The following is a 12,803-nucleotide window of genomic DNA, read 5'->3' on the forward strand; positions in this document are numbered from 1 at the left end:
GCAAGCCTATACGGGGGATAAAGTTATATTTTAGTTATAAATTTCTATTTAAATACTATATTTAATAAATTTTTATCATTATATTATTCAAATTTTTATTTTTTGAAGTTAAATTCATAAACGAAAAATCCATTATAAAGCTTATATTTAGGAGTTTTAAAGTCTTAATTTTAATTGAATAAAATTATTATTTGTATTATAATTGCAATTACTTTTGTCACATAAATGCAAGGAGATAACATGAAACAAAATCGTAGAGATTTTTAAAATGGAGTTCCTTGTTTGGTGGCTTAACCTTAAGTCCTATAAGTCTAAGTGCAAATTTATTAAAAACTCCACCATTGATCAGCAAATGGGCTGAATGTAATGTAAATTGCGGAACAAAATGTCCTGTAAAAGTGCATACTCAAGATGGAATTATTAAATAATCAGTACTGATAATGAAGGTGATGATAGCTTTGATAATCGTCAAGCAAGAGCCTGTATTAGAGGGCGTAGTTCAAGATATAAAGTTTACAACGCAAATCGCCTAAAAAGATCTTTAAAAAGAGTGGGAAAAAGGGGTGAAGGTAAATTTTTATGCCTATTTCTTGGAAACAAGCTTTTGATGAAATTTCTGCCAAAATGCAAGAAATTAAAGAAAAATACGGCAATGAAGCCTTTTATATAAATTATGCAACAAGAACAATAATCAATCGCTGTACACAAGGTCCATGGGCTAGACTTTTAAATCTTTATGGTGATTATTTAAATTATCATAATTCTTATTCTACGGCTCAAATTTCAAATGCTATGAATTTTTTCTATGGAGGATCTCCTGCTAGCGATATATACACTTTACGCTCTGCAAAATTAGCTATATTTTTTGGAGCAAATCATGTTGAAACTAGAATGGGAGGTGGTGGAGTAGGCTATGCTTATCAAAAAGCCTTTAACACCAGGAACCGATGCAGCTTTGATTATGTGATGATAAAAAGATTTACTTGATAGAACTTTTCTTGATAAATACACCATAAGCTTTAGCGAAAATACTCTGCCACAAGATACAACCAAAACTCAAGCTATGAAAGCTATGTTTTAGGACTAAACGATGGAGTAGAAAAAACTCCTGATTGGGCTAGCAAGATTATAAACCACATAGTTCAACTTGCAAGAGAAATTACCACCATAAAGCCTTGTTTTTTATTCACAGATGCCATTTATCGCGGAAAAGAAATGGCAGATATTAGCGATGGAGTACGTGGTAAAACACAATTAAACAAAATATCAAATTTATTTTAATACAGCAGGAAATTGCCTTACAAATCAGCACAGCACCATTAAATAAGTGCATGATATTTTAAACGATGAGAATTTGTGTGAGTGTATAGTAGAGATATTAATGCAACTAGAACTCCGTCAAATAACTGCGCAGATTATATCTTACCTGATGCAACTATGCTAGAGCAAGAAGATTTTATAAGACCTAGTGCAGGATATTATAGCAATAAGCCTTATATTATTTATTGTCAAAAAGCTATCGAGCCAGTTGGTGAAGTAAAACCTATTTATGAAATGTGTCTTGAACTTGCTAAAGACTTGGCATAGAAAAAGAATTTAGCGAAGGAAGAACGCAAAAAGATTGGCTAAAATACCTTTATGAAGAAAGTATGAAAAAAATCCACTTTTGCCTAGTTTTGAAGAAATGTGCAAAAAAGGACTTGTAAAATTTGAGCCTGTAAAACCTGTAGTGGCATTACAAAGTTTTATAAAAGATCCCATCAATAATCCTTTAAAAACTCCTAGCGGAAAGATAGAAATTTATAGCACAAAACTCGCACAAATGCAAAAAACTTGGAAATTAAAAGAAGGACAACAAATAATGCCTATTCCTGTTTTTGAAAGCCAAAGAGAAGGGATTTTGGATCCATTAAAACAAAAGTATCCTTTGCAATTTTTTGGCTATCACTACAAAGGCAGAACGCATTCTAGCTTTTGGGAAATTCCACAAATTAGAGAAGCTAATCCACAAGAAATTTGGATAAATACTATAGATGCAGAGTAAAGAAGTATCAAAACAGGCGATGTGGTGCAAGTAAGAAATGACTTAGGAATCATACCAGGTTGTGCAGTAACCCCGCAAGATGCATGGGTAAAATATGAAAATGGCATCGATGTGGGAACTTGTGTGAATTCTTTGGCAAGTATAGTGCCAACTGCTATTTCTAAAGGAAATGGACAACATTCTATTTTAGTTGAAATTGCAAAAGTTTAAGGAGAAAAAGATAAAATTAGAAGAAAATTCACAATTTGGTTTTATACTAGATCAAAGCAAATGCGTAGGCTGTAGGACTTGCTCACTTTCTTGCAAGGATTATAAAAATATGCCTGTGGGTTAATTTTCGCCGTGTATTTGAGACTGAAGCGGGAAATTGGACAGCTAAAAAAGATGGAAGTTTTGAGCAAAATGTTTTTGCTTACTACACTTCTATTTCTTGTAATCATTGCTCTAATCCATCTTGTCTTAAAGCTTGTCCAACCGGTGCAACAACGAAAATAAATGGGGCATAGTAGCAATCGATGATAGTATGTGTATAGGCTGCAAAGCTTGTGCTATAGCATTTCATTATGGCGCACCTCAATTTAACCATGAAAGTGGTCATATGAGCAAATGCGATGGGTGTTATGAGAGATTAAAAGAAGGTAAAAATCCAAAGGAATTTGCAATGGTGGTTGCTTTTATCCCTTCATTTTTTCATTTAAATGATATTATACACATTGTTAATGTATTAAATAGAATGGGTGTTTTTTATGCAAACAATGAGTGGCATATAGGCTGGATGAATAATGAAATTTTATTTATATCTCTTGTATGTGCTTTGGGCTTTTTGCTTTATCTAATAAACTTCAAATTGGGGCGGAGTATCTTACGCTAATATGTGGAATTTTAGGACTTTTCTTTATGAGTGGAGCTTATGACTCCATGCAAGAAAGTGTGCCTACTTGGGATTTTAAGATCACTTTGCTTTATTTTTTCGCTAGTACTATATTTTTAGGTGCTATTGTTTATTATTGTTTTTTTTGAAAATAGCGAACATGAAAAAAATGTCGTTTTTTACAGGACTTATGGGCATAGGGCTTTAAGCACTGCTATAGTTTTGCAAACCCTACATGTAGGACAAACTTGGATTATGGGGCTTGTAAACCCTTTTGAACTTTTAGGTGGAGCCTATGATTGGTTTATACCGCTTTCTTTTGCATTCTTAGGACTTGGGATTTTTACTTGGTATTTGCATAATTATTTACATGAAAAATTTAAAAGTAAATTTTTTGCTTATTTTTCCCTACTTTGCACATTTTTAGGGGTATTTACCACCAGAATGCTATTTTATGGACTTATAAATACTAGGACATTCTTAATGCAAAAATTGGCAATAGACATATTTATCAATTTTTTGCAAAATCCACCTAATCATTTTTTGCTAGAAAAACTTAAAAAATAAAAATTCTGGCAAAATTGGTTTTTAAAAAATAATAGCAAATTACAATGCACCGCTTTAAAGCTTTTATCATCTTCAAACGAAGATGATAAATTAATAGCAAGTGATTTTACATCTTTGTTTTTAAGCGATGTTGATTATGTAAAAGCACCGCCTTTTGCTTCTTTTTATCTTGATGAAAATAAAGAAATTTATTCAGATAATTCTGATAAAATTAAGCAAATTTTTATGCAAAATAACTTTTTTTCTTTTTTTAATGAAGAACCTGCAGATAGCTTGATAAATGAATTATTATTTATTAGTTTTTTAATCAAAAAACAAGATGATATAACTTTGCAAAAATTCTTAAAAGAAGAATTTTTTACTTGGTTTAACATGTGGAGTTTTGATGTTATCAATAAAGCTAAAACACATTTTTATAAAGCATTAGCAATGTTAATGCAAGACTTTTTCAATCAACTAAATACAAAATTTTAACACAAGTCAATTTTTTTCTCCTTTTTAAGATATAAAATATCTCTTTTACAATAAAAAGGAGAAATTATGACAAAAGAACAAATTCAAATTATCAAAGATTGTGTGCCTATTTTGCAAAAAAATGGAGAGGATTTAACCAAGGAGTTTTATAAAATAATGTTTAATGATTATCCTGAGGTAAAACCTATGTTTAATATGGAAAAACAAATTTCAGGAGAACAACCAAAAGCTTTAGCGATGGCGATTTTAATGGCAGCCAAAAATATAGAAAATTTGGAAAATATGAGAAGCTTTGTTGATAAAGTTGCCATAACTCATGTTAATTTAGGGGTTAAAGAAGAGCATTATCCTATAGTTGGAGCTTGCCTTTTAAAGGCTATTAAAAATCTTTTAAATCCTGATGAAGCCACTCTTAAAGCTTGGGAAGTTGCTTATGGAAAAATTGCTGAATTTTATATCGATATAGAAAAAAAGCTCTATGATAAATAATATAAGCCCATTTTGGGCTTTAATCAAATTTTTCTACTAAATTTTTAGCTAATTCCTTTATATTCTCACCCTTTAATTCGCTGATTTCACCATTTTGAGCCAAGAAAATTCTATCAGCACTATCAAAATATGCATCATCATGTGTGATAGCAAAGATTGTTTTACCTTGCTCTTTTAACAAAGGTAAAAGTTTTTTATAAAAAAATCTTCTAAAAACAGGATCTTGATCAGCCGCCCATTCATCAAGCACTAAAATATCCCTTTCTTCAAGCAAGGCTATAAGCATAGCTAAACGCTTTTTTTGCCCTGTAGAAAGTTTGGTTAAGGTCAGTTCATTATCTTTGACACTTGTTTTATCTTTAAGTTCTAAAAACTCCAACCAAAAAGCAATTTTTTCTTCGCTTGCAAAATTTTCTTTATTTAAGGTTTTAGTAAAAAGATGAAAATCGCTAAAAACAGCAGAAATAAGAGATCTATACTCATCTAACTTTTTATCATCTATAAGCGTATCATCAACATAAATTCCGCCTTTGCTTGGCTTAAAAAGTCCTGTCAAAAGCATACAAAAAGTGGATTTACCACTTCCATTTTTACCTATTAAAAATACCAATTCACCTTTTTTAAGTTCTATATTTACAGGATTTAAGTGAAAATTTTCTTCATAAGCAAATTGAGTATTTCTAAAAGAAATTTTTTTCCATTCGCTAATATAATGTGTTTTTTTAAAACCTTCTATATAATCATCTAATTCCAATTTTGCGATCTTATCCAAAGCGATTTTTGCCAAAAGCAAAGTAGGAAAAGATCCTATCATAGATACTAAAGGGGTTCGTAAAAACAAAATAGAAAGAGCTATAGTTGTAGCATCTGCAACACTTGCCCATTCAAATTTTAAAGCTAAGTAAAACTCTACGCCCACTAAAGCCAAAAGAGTTACATTTGTCCAGTTGTTTGAGAGATTGTTAAAAAGATTGCCTAAAGTACTATTTTTCTTTTTCAATCTTGCATTATTTTCAAATTCATCTTCATAATAAAGCTTGGCTCTATCACGATTGATCAAAAGTTCTTTATGTCCATCTAGTATATTTTGGTAATTATTTTGCAAAGCATCGTCATTTTCCCTTGCCTTTCGAAAATACTGATATACTTTCATCATCAAAAAATTATTAGTAATAAAAATAACCATAATCCATACCACACACAAAGCAAAAATTTGTGGTGAAAGATAACATAAATAAACACTAGTGCATAAAATCAATATACTTGATTGTAAAAAATCAGGCAATCTTAAAAGCCCAAAAGATATATTTCTCACATCACTTCCCAAAGAAGCTAAAATTCTAGCCTTACCTACTTTAGCCACTCTTAACAAAGGGGTATCTAAGATCTGCTTTACTACACGCCTTTGCATTTTAAAAATAAAATTTTGTCCAAAAATACTAAGTCCAAGTTCAACTATGGTAGAACTTATAAAAAATATCAAAAGCAAAACAATAAAATAAAAAATAGGAATGTTTTGTGCATTTTTAAGCAAATAATCATTGATAAAAACAAGAGTTAAAACTCCAACAGCACTTGTAATAAAAGAAAAAAGCAAAAAAGAAACCAACTTTAATTTATTTTGCTTAAGTAATTCCATAATAAAAGGCATTTATAAACTCCAAAATATAATTTTAATTATAACATTTTAAGAGTGATTATTAAAATTTTATTTTATCTTTTACTATAAAAACAGCACGAATAGCCAATAACGCTAAAAAAATCATATATATACTCATACCATATAAAATATGGATTTTCATTTTTACTCGCGAGTGTATTAAGCCAAAAAACGAGTTGCGGAGTAATACCGCCTGAAATTGCATAAGCAATATTATAAGAAAAAGAAATTCCTGAAAATCTTATTTTAGCTCTAAAAACTTCACTCATTAAAATAGGTGCAAACACATTAATTCCACCTAAAAAACAAACAATCGAATACAAAATACACACCAAAACCAAATTTTTAAGCTCATATAAAACATAAAAATATAAAAAAGAAAAAATACAAAAGTTAAAGAAAATAAAATGTAAATTTTAAATAAACCAAATTTATCTACAAGATAACCCATAAAAGCCCCGCCTAAAACTATTCCCAAAATTCCTAATATCTGCAAATAACTTCTTTCAATCTCACTTAAATTTAAAATACTGGGCATAAATTTAGGCATTAATAAAACAAGCACAATAACACAACCTGTTAAAACCCAAGTCATCATCATTGATGAAAATAAATTTTTTACAATATCCTTTTCTTTAAATAAATCTTTAAGAGGAAAAGAACTAAGCGATGATTCTTTTTTCATTTGTTTAAAAACAGGAGCTTCTTACAAAAATCTACACAAATAAATAGAAATAATCCCAAAAATTCCACCTACAAAAAAAGCAATACGCCATGCATAAGCAGCAATTTCTTCTATACTAAAAAAAGCATTAATGATTAAAAATACTATACTTCCTAACAAAATTCCTAAAGCCATAGCTGAATTTAAACAGCTTAAAAAGAAAGCTTTTTGTTTTTCTTGACAATGTTCTCTTACAAAAACCCAAGCTCCAGGCAATTCTCCACCTATAGCTATGCCTTGAAAAATTCTTATAAGTATCAATAAAACAGGAGCTAAAAACCCAAGAGTTTCATAACCTGGAATAAAAGCTAAGACAAAGGTAGGAAGAACCATTAGTAAAATACTTAGCATAAACATATTTTTACGCCCAAATTTATCTCCAAAATGTGCCATAACTATACCACCTAAAGGACGTGCTAAATATCCAGCTGCAAATGCTCCATAAGTATTTAATAAAGCCCAAAATTCACTCATATCTTTAGGGAAAAATACATTAGCTATATATTCAGCAAAAAAGACAAAAATAATAAAATCATAAAATTCTAAAGTTCCTCCTAGTGAAGAAAGTCCTAAGATCTTAATTTCCTTTGTTTCAAATTTTGATTTTCTCATTGATTAATTACCTTAAATTTTAAAAACATTGTTTTTATTATACTATAATCATTTCCAAAATATTATCTAAAAAATTTAAGGATAAATATGTTTAATTTTATAACCACTCTTTTAAAAACCAATCTTTATTTTTTAGAAGAAAAAACCACAAGCAAAAGTTCAAATCAAACCCATATAATCCCACTTAAACAATCTGATGATGAATTTTTAAATTTATTATTTTCTTTTTTAGTGCCACAAAGCGATGAAGATAAGAATTTTATAGAAAAAACTCGCACAAAAATCAAAAGAAATGAGCATAATATTGCTCTGATAAAAAATCCAAATTTTAATGCTTTAATAGACACAGGGTTTTTAGATACTATTGATACATTAAAAGAAAAATTACATATCCAAAAAACCGATTTTAAAGATATCACTCATATTATCTTAACACATGCACATCCTGATCATATAGGAGCTTTAATGAGCGAAGAAAATCTTTTTCCAAAAGCTCAAATTTTAATCGATAAAAAAGAATATGATTTTTGGATCAAAAGCGATAGACAAGAAATTAAAAACACCTTACTTAAACTTAAAAATATAGAATTTATTAACCACTCTAAAGATTTAATCTTTCAAAATTCAGGCATTAAAGCCATACCTGCTTATGGACATACCCCAGGTCAAAATGCTATAATAATTGATGATAAAATAGTCTTTTGGGGAGATTTACTTCACCTTTATGATATACAAATCCCAAAACCTAAAATCGCTATAAAATTTGATATAGATCAAAATGAGGCTATACAAACAAGGGAAAAACTACTTAAAGAATTTAAAGAAAGAAAACTCAAAGTTATAGGGACTCATATGCCTTTTATTGAGCCTAAATTTTTAGATTAATTACTTAAAAATTACTAAAAATTAAGTAAAAATTTTAATAATTTTTGCTAAAATTATAGCCTTTTTATTTCATGAAAGGAGAAAATTTTGGCAAAAGATGATGTAATTGAAATTGATGGCACCGTACTTGAAGCATTGCCTAATGCAAATTTCAAGGTTGAACTTGACAACAAACATGTAATTTTATGTCATATTGCAGGAAAAATGCGTATGCATTATATAAGAATAATGCCAGGTGATAAAGTAAAAGTAGAACTTACACCTTATAGCCTTGATAAAGGGCGTATAACTTTTAGATATAAATAATCTAAGTTATTTAAAAGCTAATTTTAGATAAAATTAGAGTTTTTGCGACAAATTACATCGAACTATATGAAGAAGTATTTTTAAAATCCACCACTTATTTTGAAAATAGTTGGTTATTCATAAAACCTGATGTAGTCGTAAATCAAGTGGAATTCATTCAAGGAGACGCTCATGAAAGTGAGACCATCGGTTAAAAAGATGTGCGACAAGTGCAAAGTAGTTCGCCGTAAAGGCGTGGTTCGCATTATTTGCGAAAATCCAAAACATAAACAAAGACAAGGATAAACATGGCTCGTATTGCAGGTGTGGATTTACCAAAGAAAAAAAGAATTGAGTATGGACTAACCTATATTTATGGTATAGGGCTTTTCACTTCAAGAAAAATTCTAGATAAAGTAGGAATTTCTTATGATAAAAGAGTTCATGAGTTAAGTGAAGATGAAGCAGCAGCTATCCGTAAAGAAATTCAAGAAAACTATATGGTTGAAGGGGACTTGAGAAAACAAGTTGCTATGGATATTAAAGCACTTATGGATTTAGGAAGCTTTAGAGGCTTAAGACACAGAAAAGGCTTACCAGTTCGCGGACAAAAAACAAAAACAAACGCAAGAACTAGAAAAGGTAAGAGAAAAACTGTTGGTGCAAAATCATAAGGATAAATCATGGCAAAAAGAAAAATCGTAAAGAAAAAAGTAGTTAAAAAAAATATAGCAAAAGGTATTGTTTATATCAGTGCGACTTTTAACAATACTATGGTTACAGTAACTGATGAAATGGGAAATGCTATCGCTTGGAGTAGTGCAGGTGGTTTAGGATTTAAAGGTTCTAAAAAATCAACTCCTTATGCAGCACAACAAGCAGTAGAAGACGCTTTAAATAAAGCAAAAGAACACGGAATTAAAGAAGTAGGCATTAAAGTACAAGGACCAGGAAGCGGTAGAGAAACTGCTGTTAAGAGTGTAGGTGCTATGGAAGGAATTAAAGTAACTTTCTTAAAAGATATCACTCCATTAGCTCACAATGGTTGCAGACCGCCTAAGCGTCGTCGTGTCTAAGATATTAAGAAAAATTTAGGAGAATATTATGGCAAGATATAGAGGACCAGTAGAAAAATTAGAAAGACGCTTTGGTGTTAGCTTAGCATTAAAAGGGGAAAGAAGACTAGCTGGCAAAAGTGCACTAGATAAACGCCCTTATGCACCAGGACAACACGGAGCAAGAAAAGGTAAAATTAGTGAGTATGGACTTCAATTAAGAGAAAAACAAAAAGCTAAATTTATGTATGGAGTAAGTGAAAAGCAATTCCGTCGTTTATTTGCTGAAGCAGCAAGAAGAGAAGGAAATACAGGGGTATTACTTATCCAACTTTTAGAACAAAGATTAGACAATGTAGTATATAGAATGGGTTTTGCTACAACACGTCGTTTTGCAAGACAACTTGTAACACATGGACATGTTTTAGTAAATGGTAAAAGAGTGGATATTCCTAGCTTTAGAGTAGAAGCAGGTGCTAAAATCGAAATCATCGAAAAAAGCAAAAACAATCCTCAAATTACAAGAGCTATCGAACTTACAGCACAAACTGGAATCGTTGCTTGGGTTGATGTTGAAAAAGATAAGAGATTTGGAATTTTCACAAGAAAACCTGAGAGAGAAGAAGTTGTCATTCCGGTTGAGGAAAGATTTATCGTTGAGCTTTACTCTAAGTAATAGGGGCTAAATATGAGAAACATTACAACATCTGCTTATACGCCAACAGAATTTACAATAGAAAACATTAGTGATACTGTGGCTAAAATCAGTGCTTGGCCTTTTGAGATCGGCTATGGAATCACCCTAGCCCATCCTTTACGCCGTTTGCTTTACACTAGCACCATAGGATATGCTCCAACTGCAATTCATATTGATGGCGTAGCTCATGAATTTGATAGCATGCGTGGTATGCTTGAAGATGTAGCACTTTTTATCATTAATCTAAAAAAACTACGCTTTAAAATTAAAGGCGAATCAAATAAAGAAATAGTAGAATTTAGCTTTAAAGGCTCAAAAGAAATTTACGGCAAAGATCTAAATAATGATCAAGTAGAAGTAGTAAATAAAGACGCCTATCTAGCAACAATCAACGAAGATGCTGAACTCAAATTCACATTGATTGTTGAAAAAGGTATTGGCTATGTACCAAGCGAAGAAATTAAAGAGCTTATAAATGATCCTAAATTTATAGCTTTAGATGCTTTCTTTACACCTGTAAGAGAAGCAACCTATGATATTGAAAAAGTTTTATTTGAAGATAATCCTGATTATGAAAAAGTGGTTTTAACCGTAACAACTGATGGACAAATCACTCCAAATGAGGCTTTTCAAAATGCTCTAGAAGCTATGTATAAACAATTATCAGTATTTGATAAAATTACCAATGTTAGAAGCGTAATTAAAAATCAAGCAACAAGCAATGAACTAGAAAATACTAAATTATTGCAAAACATTACAGATTTAAATTTAAGTGCTAGAAGTTATAATTGTCTTGAAAAAGCAGGAGTAGTTTACATAGGCGAGCTTGCTTTGATGAGTGTAAGTGAACTTGCAGGGCTTAAAAATTTAGGTAAAAAATCTCTTGATGAAATTAAAAACATCATGGAAAGCATAGGTTTTCCTGTGGGAACTTCTAAGCTTAGCGATAATAAAGAAATACTTAAAAATAAAATCGCAGAATTAAAAGCACAAAACGAAGGATAAAGAATGAGACATAAACATGGATATAGAAAACTTGGCAGAACTTCATCTCATCGTGCTGCCTTATTAAAAAATTTAACCATAGCTTTAGTAAATAGCGGAAAAATCGAAACTACTCTACCAAAAGCTAAAGAATTAAGAGGTTATGTAGAAAGATTGATTACTAGAGCAAGACTTGGAGATTTTAACGCTCATAGAGCAGTTTTTGCTTCATTACAAGATAAAAACGCTACTAATAAATTAGTAACTGAAATTGCTCCGAAATTCAAAGATCGCAATGGTGGATATACAAGAATCATCAAAACAAGAATTCGCCGTGGTGATGCTGCTGAAATGGCTTTCATCGAATTTGTAGCTTAATCAAATCCTAGCTTTTGCTAGGATTAATACTTCAATTAAATATCCTAAAAATAAAAAGTTTTAAATAATTATTTTAAATAAAATTAAATTCATTTATTTTCTAAAACCCTTGCTAAAAATTCAACTACTTATGCTAATATAAGTTTTTAATTTTTAATTTCAAGGATATGTTATGCAAGAAAACACTCGTTTACGCATTGCGATACAAAAATCAGGTAGACTTTCAAAAGAATCCATAGAGCTTCTTTCAGAATGTGGTGTTAAAATGCATATCCATGAACAAAGTTTGATCGCTTTTTCTACAAATTTACCCATAGATATTTTACGCGTTAGAGATGATGATATTCCAGGGCTTATTTTTGATGGAGTTGTAGATTTAGGCATTATAGGGGAAAATGTTTTAGAAGAAAATGAACTTGAACGCCAGTCTTTAGGAGAAAATCCAAGCTATAAGCTTTTAAAAAAGCTAGATTTTGGATATTGCCGTCTTTCTCTTGCCTTGCCTCAAGAAAATAAATTTCAAAATTTGAAAGATTTTGAAGGCTTAAGGATAGCTACTTCTTATCCACAACTTTTAAAGCGTTTTATGAAAGAAAATGGGATTAATTATAAAAATTGTATGCTTACAGGTTCTGTTGAAGTAGCCCCTAGGGCAAATTTAGCCGATGCGATTTGCGATCTTGTTTCAAGCGGGGCAACTTTACAAGCAAATAATCTTAAAGAAGTGAAAGTCATTTATGAATCTCGTGCTTGTTTGATTCAAAAAGAAAATGCTTTAAATAAAGAAAAACAAGCTTTAGTGGATAAAATTATGTTGCGTGTAGCAGGAGTAATGCAAGCAAGAGAATCCAAATACATTATGCTTCATGCTCCAAAACAAAAGCTTGATAAAATTCAAGCCCTACTTCCAGGAGTTGAAAGACCAACTATCTTACCTTTAGCACACGATGAAAAAAATGTAGCTTTACATATGGTAAGTAAAGAAAATCTTTTTTGGGAAACTATGGAGGCTTTAAAAGAAGAAGGTGCGAGTTCGATTTTAGTTCTGCCTATAGAAAAAATGTTAAAGTGAGTAAAA

At 30.6% G+C, this 12,803-nt stretch carries 18 protein-coding genes and 3 pseudogenes; 19 read left to right on the forward strand and 2 right to left on the reverse strand.

What is annotated here, in order from left to right; all coding sequences use genetic code 11:
* Positions 1 to 278: 278 nt before the first annotated feature.
* The 10 genes and pseudogenes from AJ939_RS11165 (at position 279) to cgb (ending at position 4,445) form a co-directional block, all read left to right on the forward strand.
* Positions 279 to 428 (forward strand): hypothetical protein, encoded by a 150-nt coding sequence (locus AJ939_RS11165; RefSeq protein ID WP_002862223.1) that lies wholly within the window; start codon positions 279 to 281, stop codon positions 426 to 428.
* Between the two features lie 151 nt (positions 429 to 579).
* The gene (locus AJ939_RS11170; protein ID WP_044779870.1) at positions 580 to 987 is read left to right on the forward strand and encodes a molybdopterin-dependent oxidoreductase; all 408 of its coding nucleotides are present in this window, start codon (positions 580 to 582) and stop codon (positions 985 to 987) included.
* A gap of 375 nt (positions 988 to 1,362) precedes the next feature.
* A complete protein-coding gene (locus AJ939_RS11175) occupies positions 1,363 to 1,587 on the forward strand; it encodes a molybdopterin-dependent oxidoreductase (protein WP_052521807.1) in 225 nt (74 codons plus the stop codon).
* Positions 1,588 to 1,684: 97 nt separating this feature from the next.
* Positions 1,685 to 2,044 (forward strand): hypothetical protein, encoded by a 360-nt coding sequence (locus AJ939_RS11180; RefSeq protein ID WP_251822837.1) that lies wholly within the window; start codon positions 1,685 to 1,687, stop codon positions 2,042 to 2,044.
* Positions 2,045 to 2,068: 24 nt separating this feature from the next.
* Entirely contained in the window at positions 2,069 to 2,254 is a 186-nt protein-coding gene (locus AJ939_RS11185) for a hypothetical protein (protein ID WP_002862230.1), read from the forward strand.
* Between the two features lie 10 nt (positions 2,255 to 2,264).
* Positions 2,265 to 2,915, forward strand: a pseudogene (locus tag AJ939_RS11315) (4Fe-4S dicluster domain-containing protein).
* Entirely contained in the window at positions 2,852 to 3,064 is a 213-nt protein-coding gene (locus AJ939_RS10925) for a DmsC/YnfH family molybdoenzyme membrane anchor subunit (protein WP_002862234.1), read from the forward strand. The pseudogene AJ939_RS11315 and the gene AJ939_RS10925 overlap by 64 nt, the downstream one beginning before the upstream one ends.
* On the forward strand, positions 3,042 to 3,482 hold the full coding sequence (locus AJ939_RS10930) for a hypothetical protein (RefSeq protein WP_002862235.1): 441 nt from the start codon (positions 3,042 to 3,044) through the stop codon (positions 3,480 to 3,482). The genes AJ939_RS10925 and AJ939_RS10930 overlap by 23 nt, the downstream gene beginning before the upstream one ends.
* A gap of 75 nt (positions 3,483 to 3,557) precedes the next feature.
* A pseudogene (locus tag AJ939_RS06260) lies at positions 3,558 to 3,956 on the forward strand (molecular chaperone); the annotation flags it as partial.
* A 66-nt stretch (positions 3,957 to 4,022) separates the two neighbouring features.
* Positions 4,023 to 4,445: a single-domain globin Cgb gene (cgb, locus tag AJ939_RS06265; protein WP_002871269.1), complete on the forward strand. Its 423-nt coding sequence runs from the start codon at positions 4,023 to 4,025 to the stop codon at positions 4,443 to 4,445.
* A 19-nt stretch (positions 4,446 to 4,464) separates the two neighbouring features.
* Here the strand turns inward: cgb and AJ939_RS06270 are convergent, their stop codons facing one another.
* Positions 4,465 to 6,096, reverse strand: a complete 1,632-nt coding sequence (locus tag AJ939_RS06270; RefSeq protein WP_044779871.1) for a multidrug ABC transporter permease/ATP-binding protein — start codon at positions 6,094 to 6,096, stop codon at positions 4,465 to 4,467.
* A 49-nt stretch (positions 6,097 to 6,145) separates the two neighbouring features.
* Positions 6,146 to 7,441, reverse strand: a pseudogene (locus tag AJ939_RS06275) (MFS transporter).
* Positions 7,442 to 7,528: 87 nt separating this feature from the next.
* Here AJ939_RS06275 and AJ939_RS06280 point away from each other — a divergent pair.
* The 9 genes from AJ939_RS06280 (at position 7,529) to hisG (ending at position 12,797) form a co-directional block, all read left to right on the forward strand.
* Positions 7,529 to 8,326 carry an MBL fold metallo-hydrolase gene (locus AJ939_RS06280; protein ID WP_044779872.1) on the forward strand — a complete coding sequence of 266 codons (798 nt, stop codon included), beginning with the start codon at positions 7,529 to 7,531 and terminating at the stop codon, positions 8,324 to 8,326.
* A gap of 87 nt (positions 8,327 to 8,413) precedes the next feature.
* Positions 8,414 to 8,632, forward strand: coding sequence for a translation initiation factor IF-1 (gene infA / locus AJ939_RS06285; protein WP_002781436.1), 219 nt, complete (start codon positions 8,414 to 8,416; stop codon positions 8,630 to 8,632).
* A gap of 171 nt (positions 8,633 to 8,803) precedes the next feature.
* Entirely contained in the window at positions 8,804 to 8,917 is a 114-nt protein-coding gene (rpmJ, locus tag AJ939_RS06290) for a 50S ribosomal protein L36 (RefSeq protein WP_002781429.1), read from the forward strand.
* A 2-nt stretch (positions 8,918 to 8,919) separates the two neighbouring features.
* The gene (gene rpsM / locus AJ939_RS06295) at positions 8,920 to 9,285 is read left to right on the forward strand and encodes a 30S ribosomal protein S13 (protein WP_002800121.1); all 366 of its coding nucleotides are present in this window, start codon (positions 8,920 to 8,922) and stop codon (positions 9,283 to 9,285) included.
* Positions 9,286 to 9,294: 9 nt separating this feature from the next.
* A complete protein-coding gene (rpsK, locus tag AJ939_RS06300; RefSeq protein ID WP_002779544.1) occupies positions 9,295 to 9,687 on the forward strand; it encodes a 30S ribosomal protein S11 in 393 nt (130 codons plus the stop codon).
* Positions 9,688 to 9,715: 28 nt separating this feature from the next.
* Positions 9,716 to 10,342 (forward strand): 30S ribosomal protein S4, encoded by a 627-nt coding sequence (gene rpsD, locus AJ939_RS06305; protein ID WP_002856574.1) that lies wholly within the window; start codon positions 9,716 to 9,718, stop codon positions 10,340 to 10,342.
* A gap of 12 nt (positions 10,343 to 10,354) precedes the next feature.
* Positions 10,355 to 11,368, forward strand: coding sequence for a DNA-directed RNA polymerase subunit alpha (locus AJ939_RS06310; protein WP_002855748.1), 1,014 nt, complete (start codon positions 10,355 to 10,357; stop codon positions 11,366 to 11,368).
* Between the two features lie 3 nt (positions 11,369 to 11,371).
* Positions 11,372 to 11,725, forward strand: a complete 354-nt coding sequence (gene rplQ / locus AJ939_RS06315; protein ID WP_002851332.1) for a 50S ribosomal protein L17 — start codon at positions 11,372 to 11,374, stop codon at positions 11,723 to 11,725.
* Positions 11,726 to 11,897: 172 nt separating this feature from the next.
* A complete protein-coding gene (hisG, locus tag AJ939_RS06320) occupies positions 11,898 to 12,797 on the forward strand; it encodes an ATP phosphoribosyltransferase (RefSeq protein WP_044779873.1) in 900 nt (299 codons plus the stop codon).
* The last annotated feature ends 6 nt before the right edge of the window (positions 12,798 to 12,803 follow it).

Source organism: Campylobacter sp. BCW_6889, from assembly GCF_001762535.1.
Classification (GTDB): domain Bacteria; phylum Campylobacterota; class Campylobacteria; order Campylobacterales; family Campylobacteraceae; genus Campylobacter_D; species Campylobacter_D jejuni.

What these genes read in the sequence shown, in the direction of transcription:
- rpmJ (WP_002781429.1), top strand. Translation starts at nt 8,804, where the DNA reads ATGAAAGTGAGACCATCGGTTAAAAAGATGTGCGACAAGTGCAAAGTA.
- AJ939_RS06270 (WP_044779871.1), bottom strand. Translation starts at nt 6,096, where the DNA reads ATGCCTTTTATTATGGAATTACTTAAGCAAAATAAATTAAAGTTGGTT.
- hisG (WP_044779873.1), top strand. Translation starts at nt 11,898, where the DNA reads ATGCAAGAAAACACTCGTTTACGCATTGCGATACAAAAATCAGGTAGA.
- rpsM (WP_002800121.1), top strand. Translation starts at nt 8,920, where the DNA reads ATGGCTCGTATTGCAGGTGTGGATTTACCAAAGAAAAAAAGAATTGAG.
- AJ939_RS10925 (WP_002862234.1), top strand. Translation starts at nt 2,852, where the DNA reads ATGTGCTTTGGGCTTTTTGCTTTATCTAATAAACTTCAAATTGGGGCG.
- AJ939_RS06280 (WP_044779872.1), top strand. Translation starts at nt 7,529, where the DNA reads ATGTTTAATTTTATAACCACTCTTTTAAAAACCAATCTTTATTTTTTA.
- rpsD (WP_002856574.1), top strand. Translation starts at nt 9,716, where the DNA reads ATGGCAAGATATAGAGGACCAGTAGAAAAATTAGAAAGACGCTTTGGT.
- AJ939_RS11170 (WP_044779870.1), top strand. Translation starts at nt 580, where the DNA reads ATGCCTATTTCTTGGAAACAAGCTTTTGATGAAATTTCTGCCAAAATG.
- AJ939_RS11180 (WP_251822837.1), top strand. Translation starts at nt 1,685, where the DNA reads ATGTGCAAAAAAGGACTTGTAAAATTTGAGCCTGTAAAACCTGTAGTG.
- rplQ (WP_002851332.1), top strand. Translation starts at nt 11,372, where the DNA reads ATGAGACATAAACATGGATATAGAAAACTTGGCAGAACTTCATCTCAT.
- rpsK (WP_002779544.1), top strand. Translation starts at nt 9,295, where the DNA reads ATGGCAAAAAGAAAAATCGTAAAGAAAAAAGTAGTTAAAAAAAATATA.
- AJ939_RS06310 (WP_002855748.1), top strand. Translation starts at nt 10,355, where the DNA reads ATGAGAAACATTACAACATCTGCTTATACGCCAACAGAATTTACAATA.
- cgb (WP_002871269.1), top strand. Translation starts at nt 4,023, where the DNA reads ATGACAAAAGAACAAATTCAAATTATCAAAGATTGTGTGCCTATTTTG.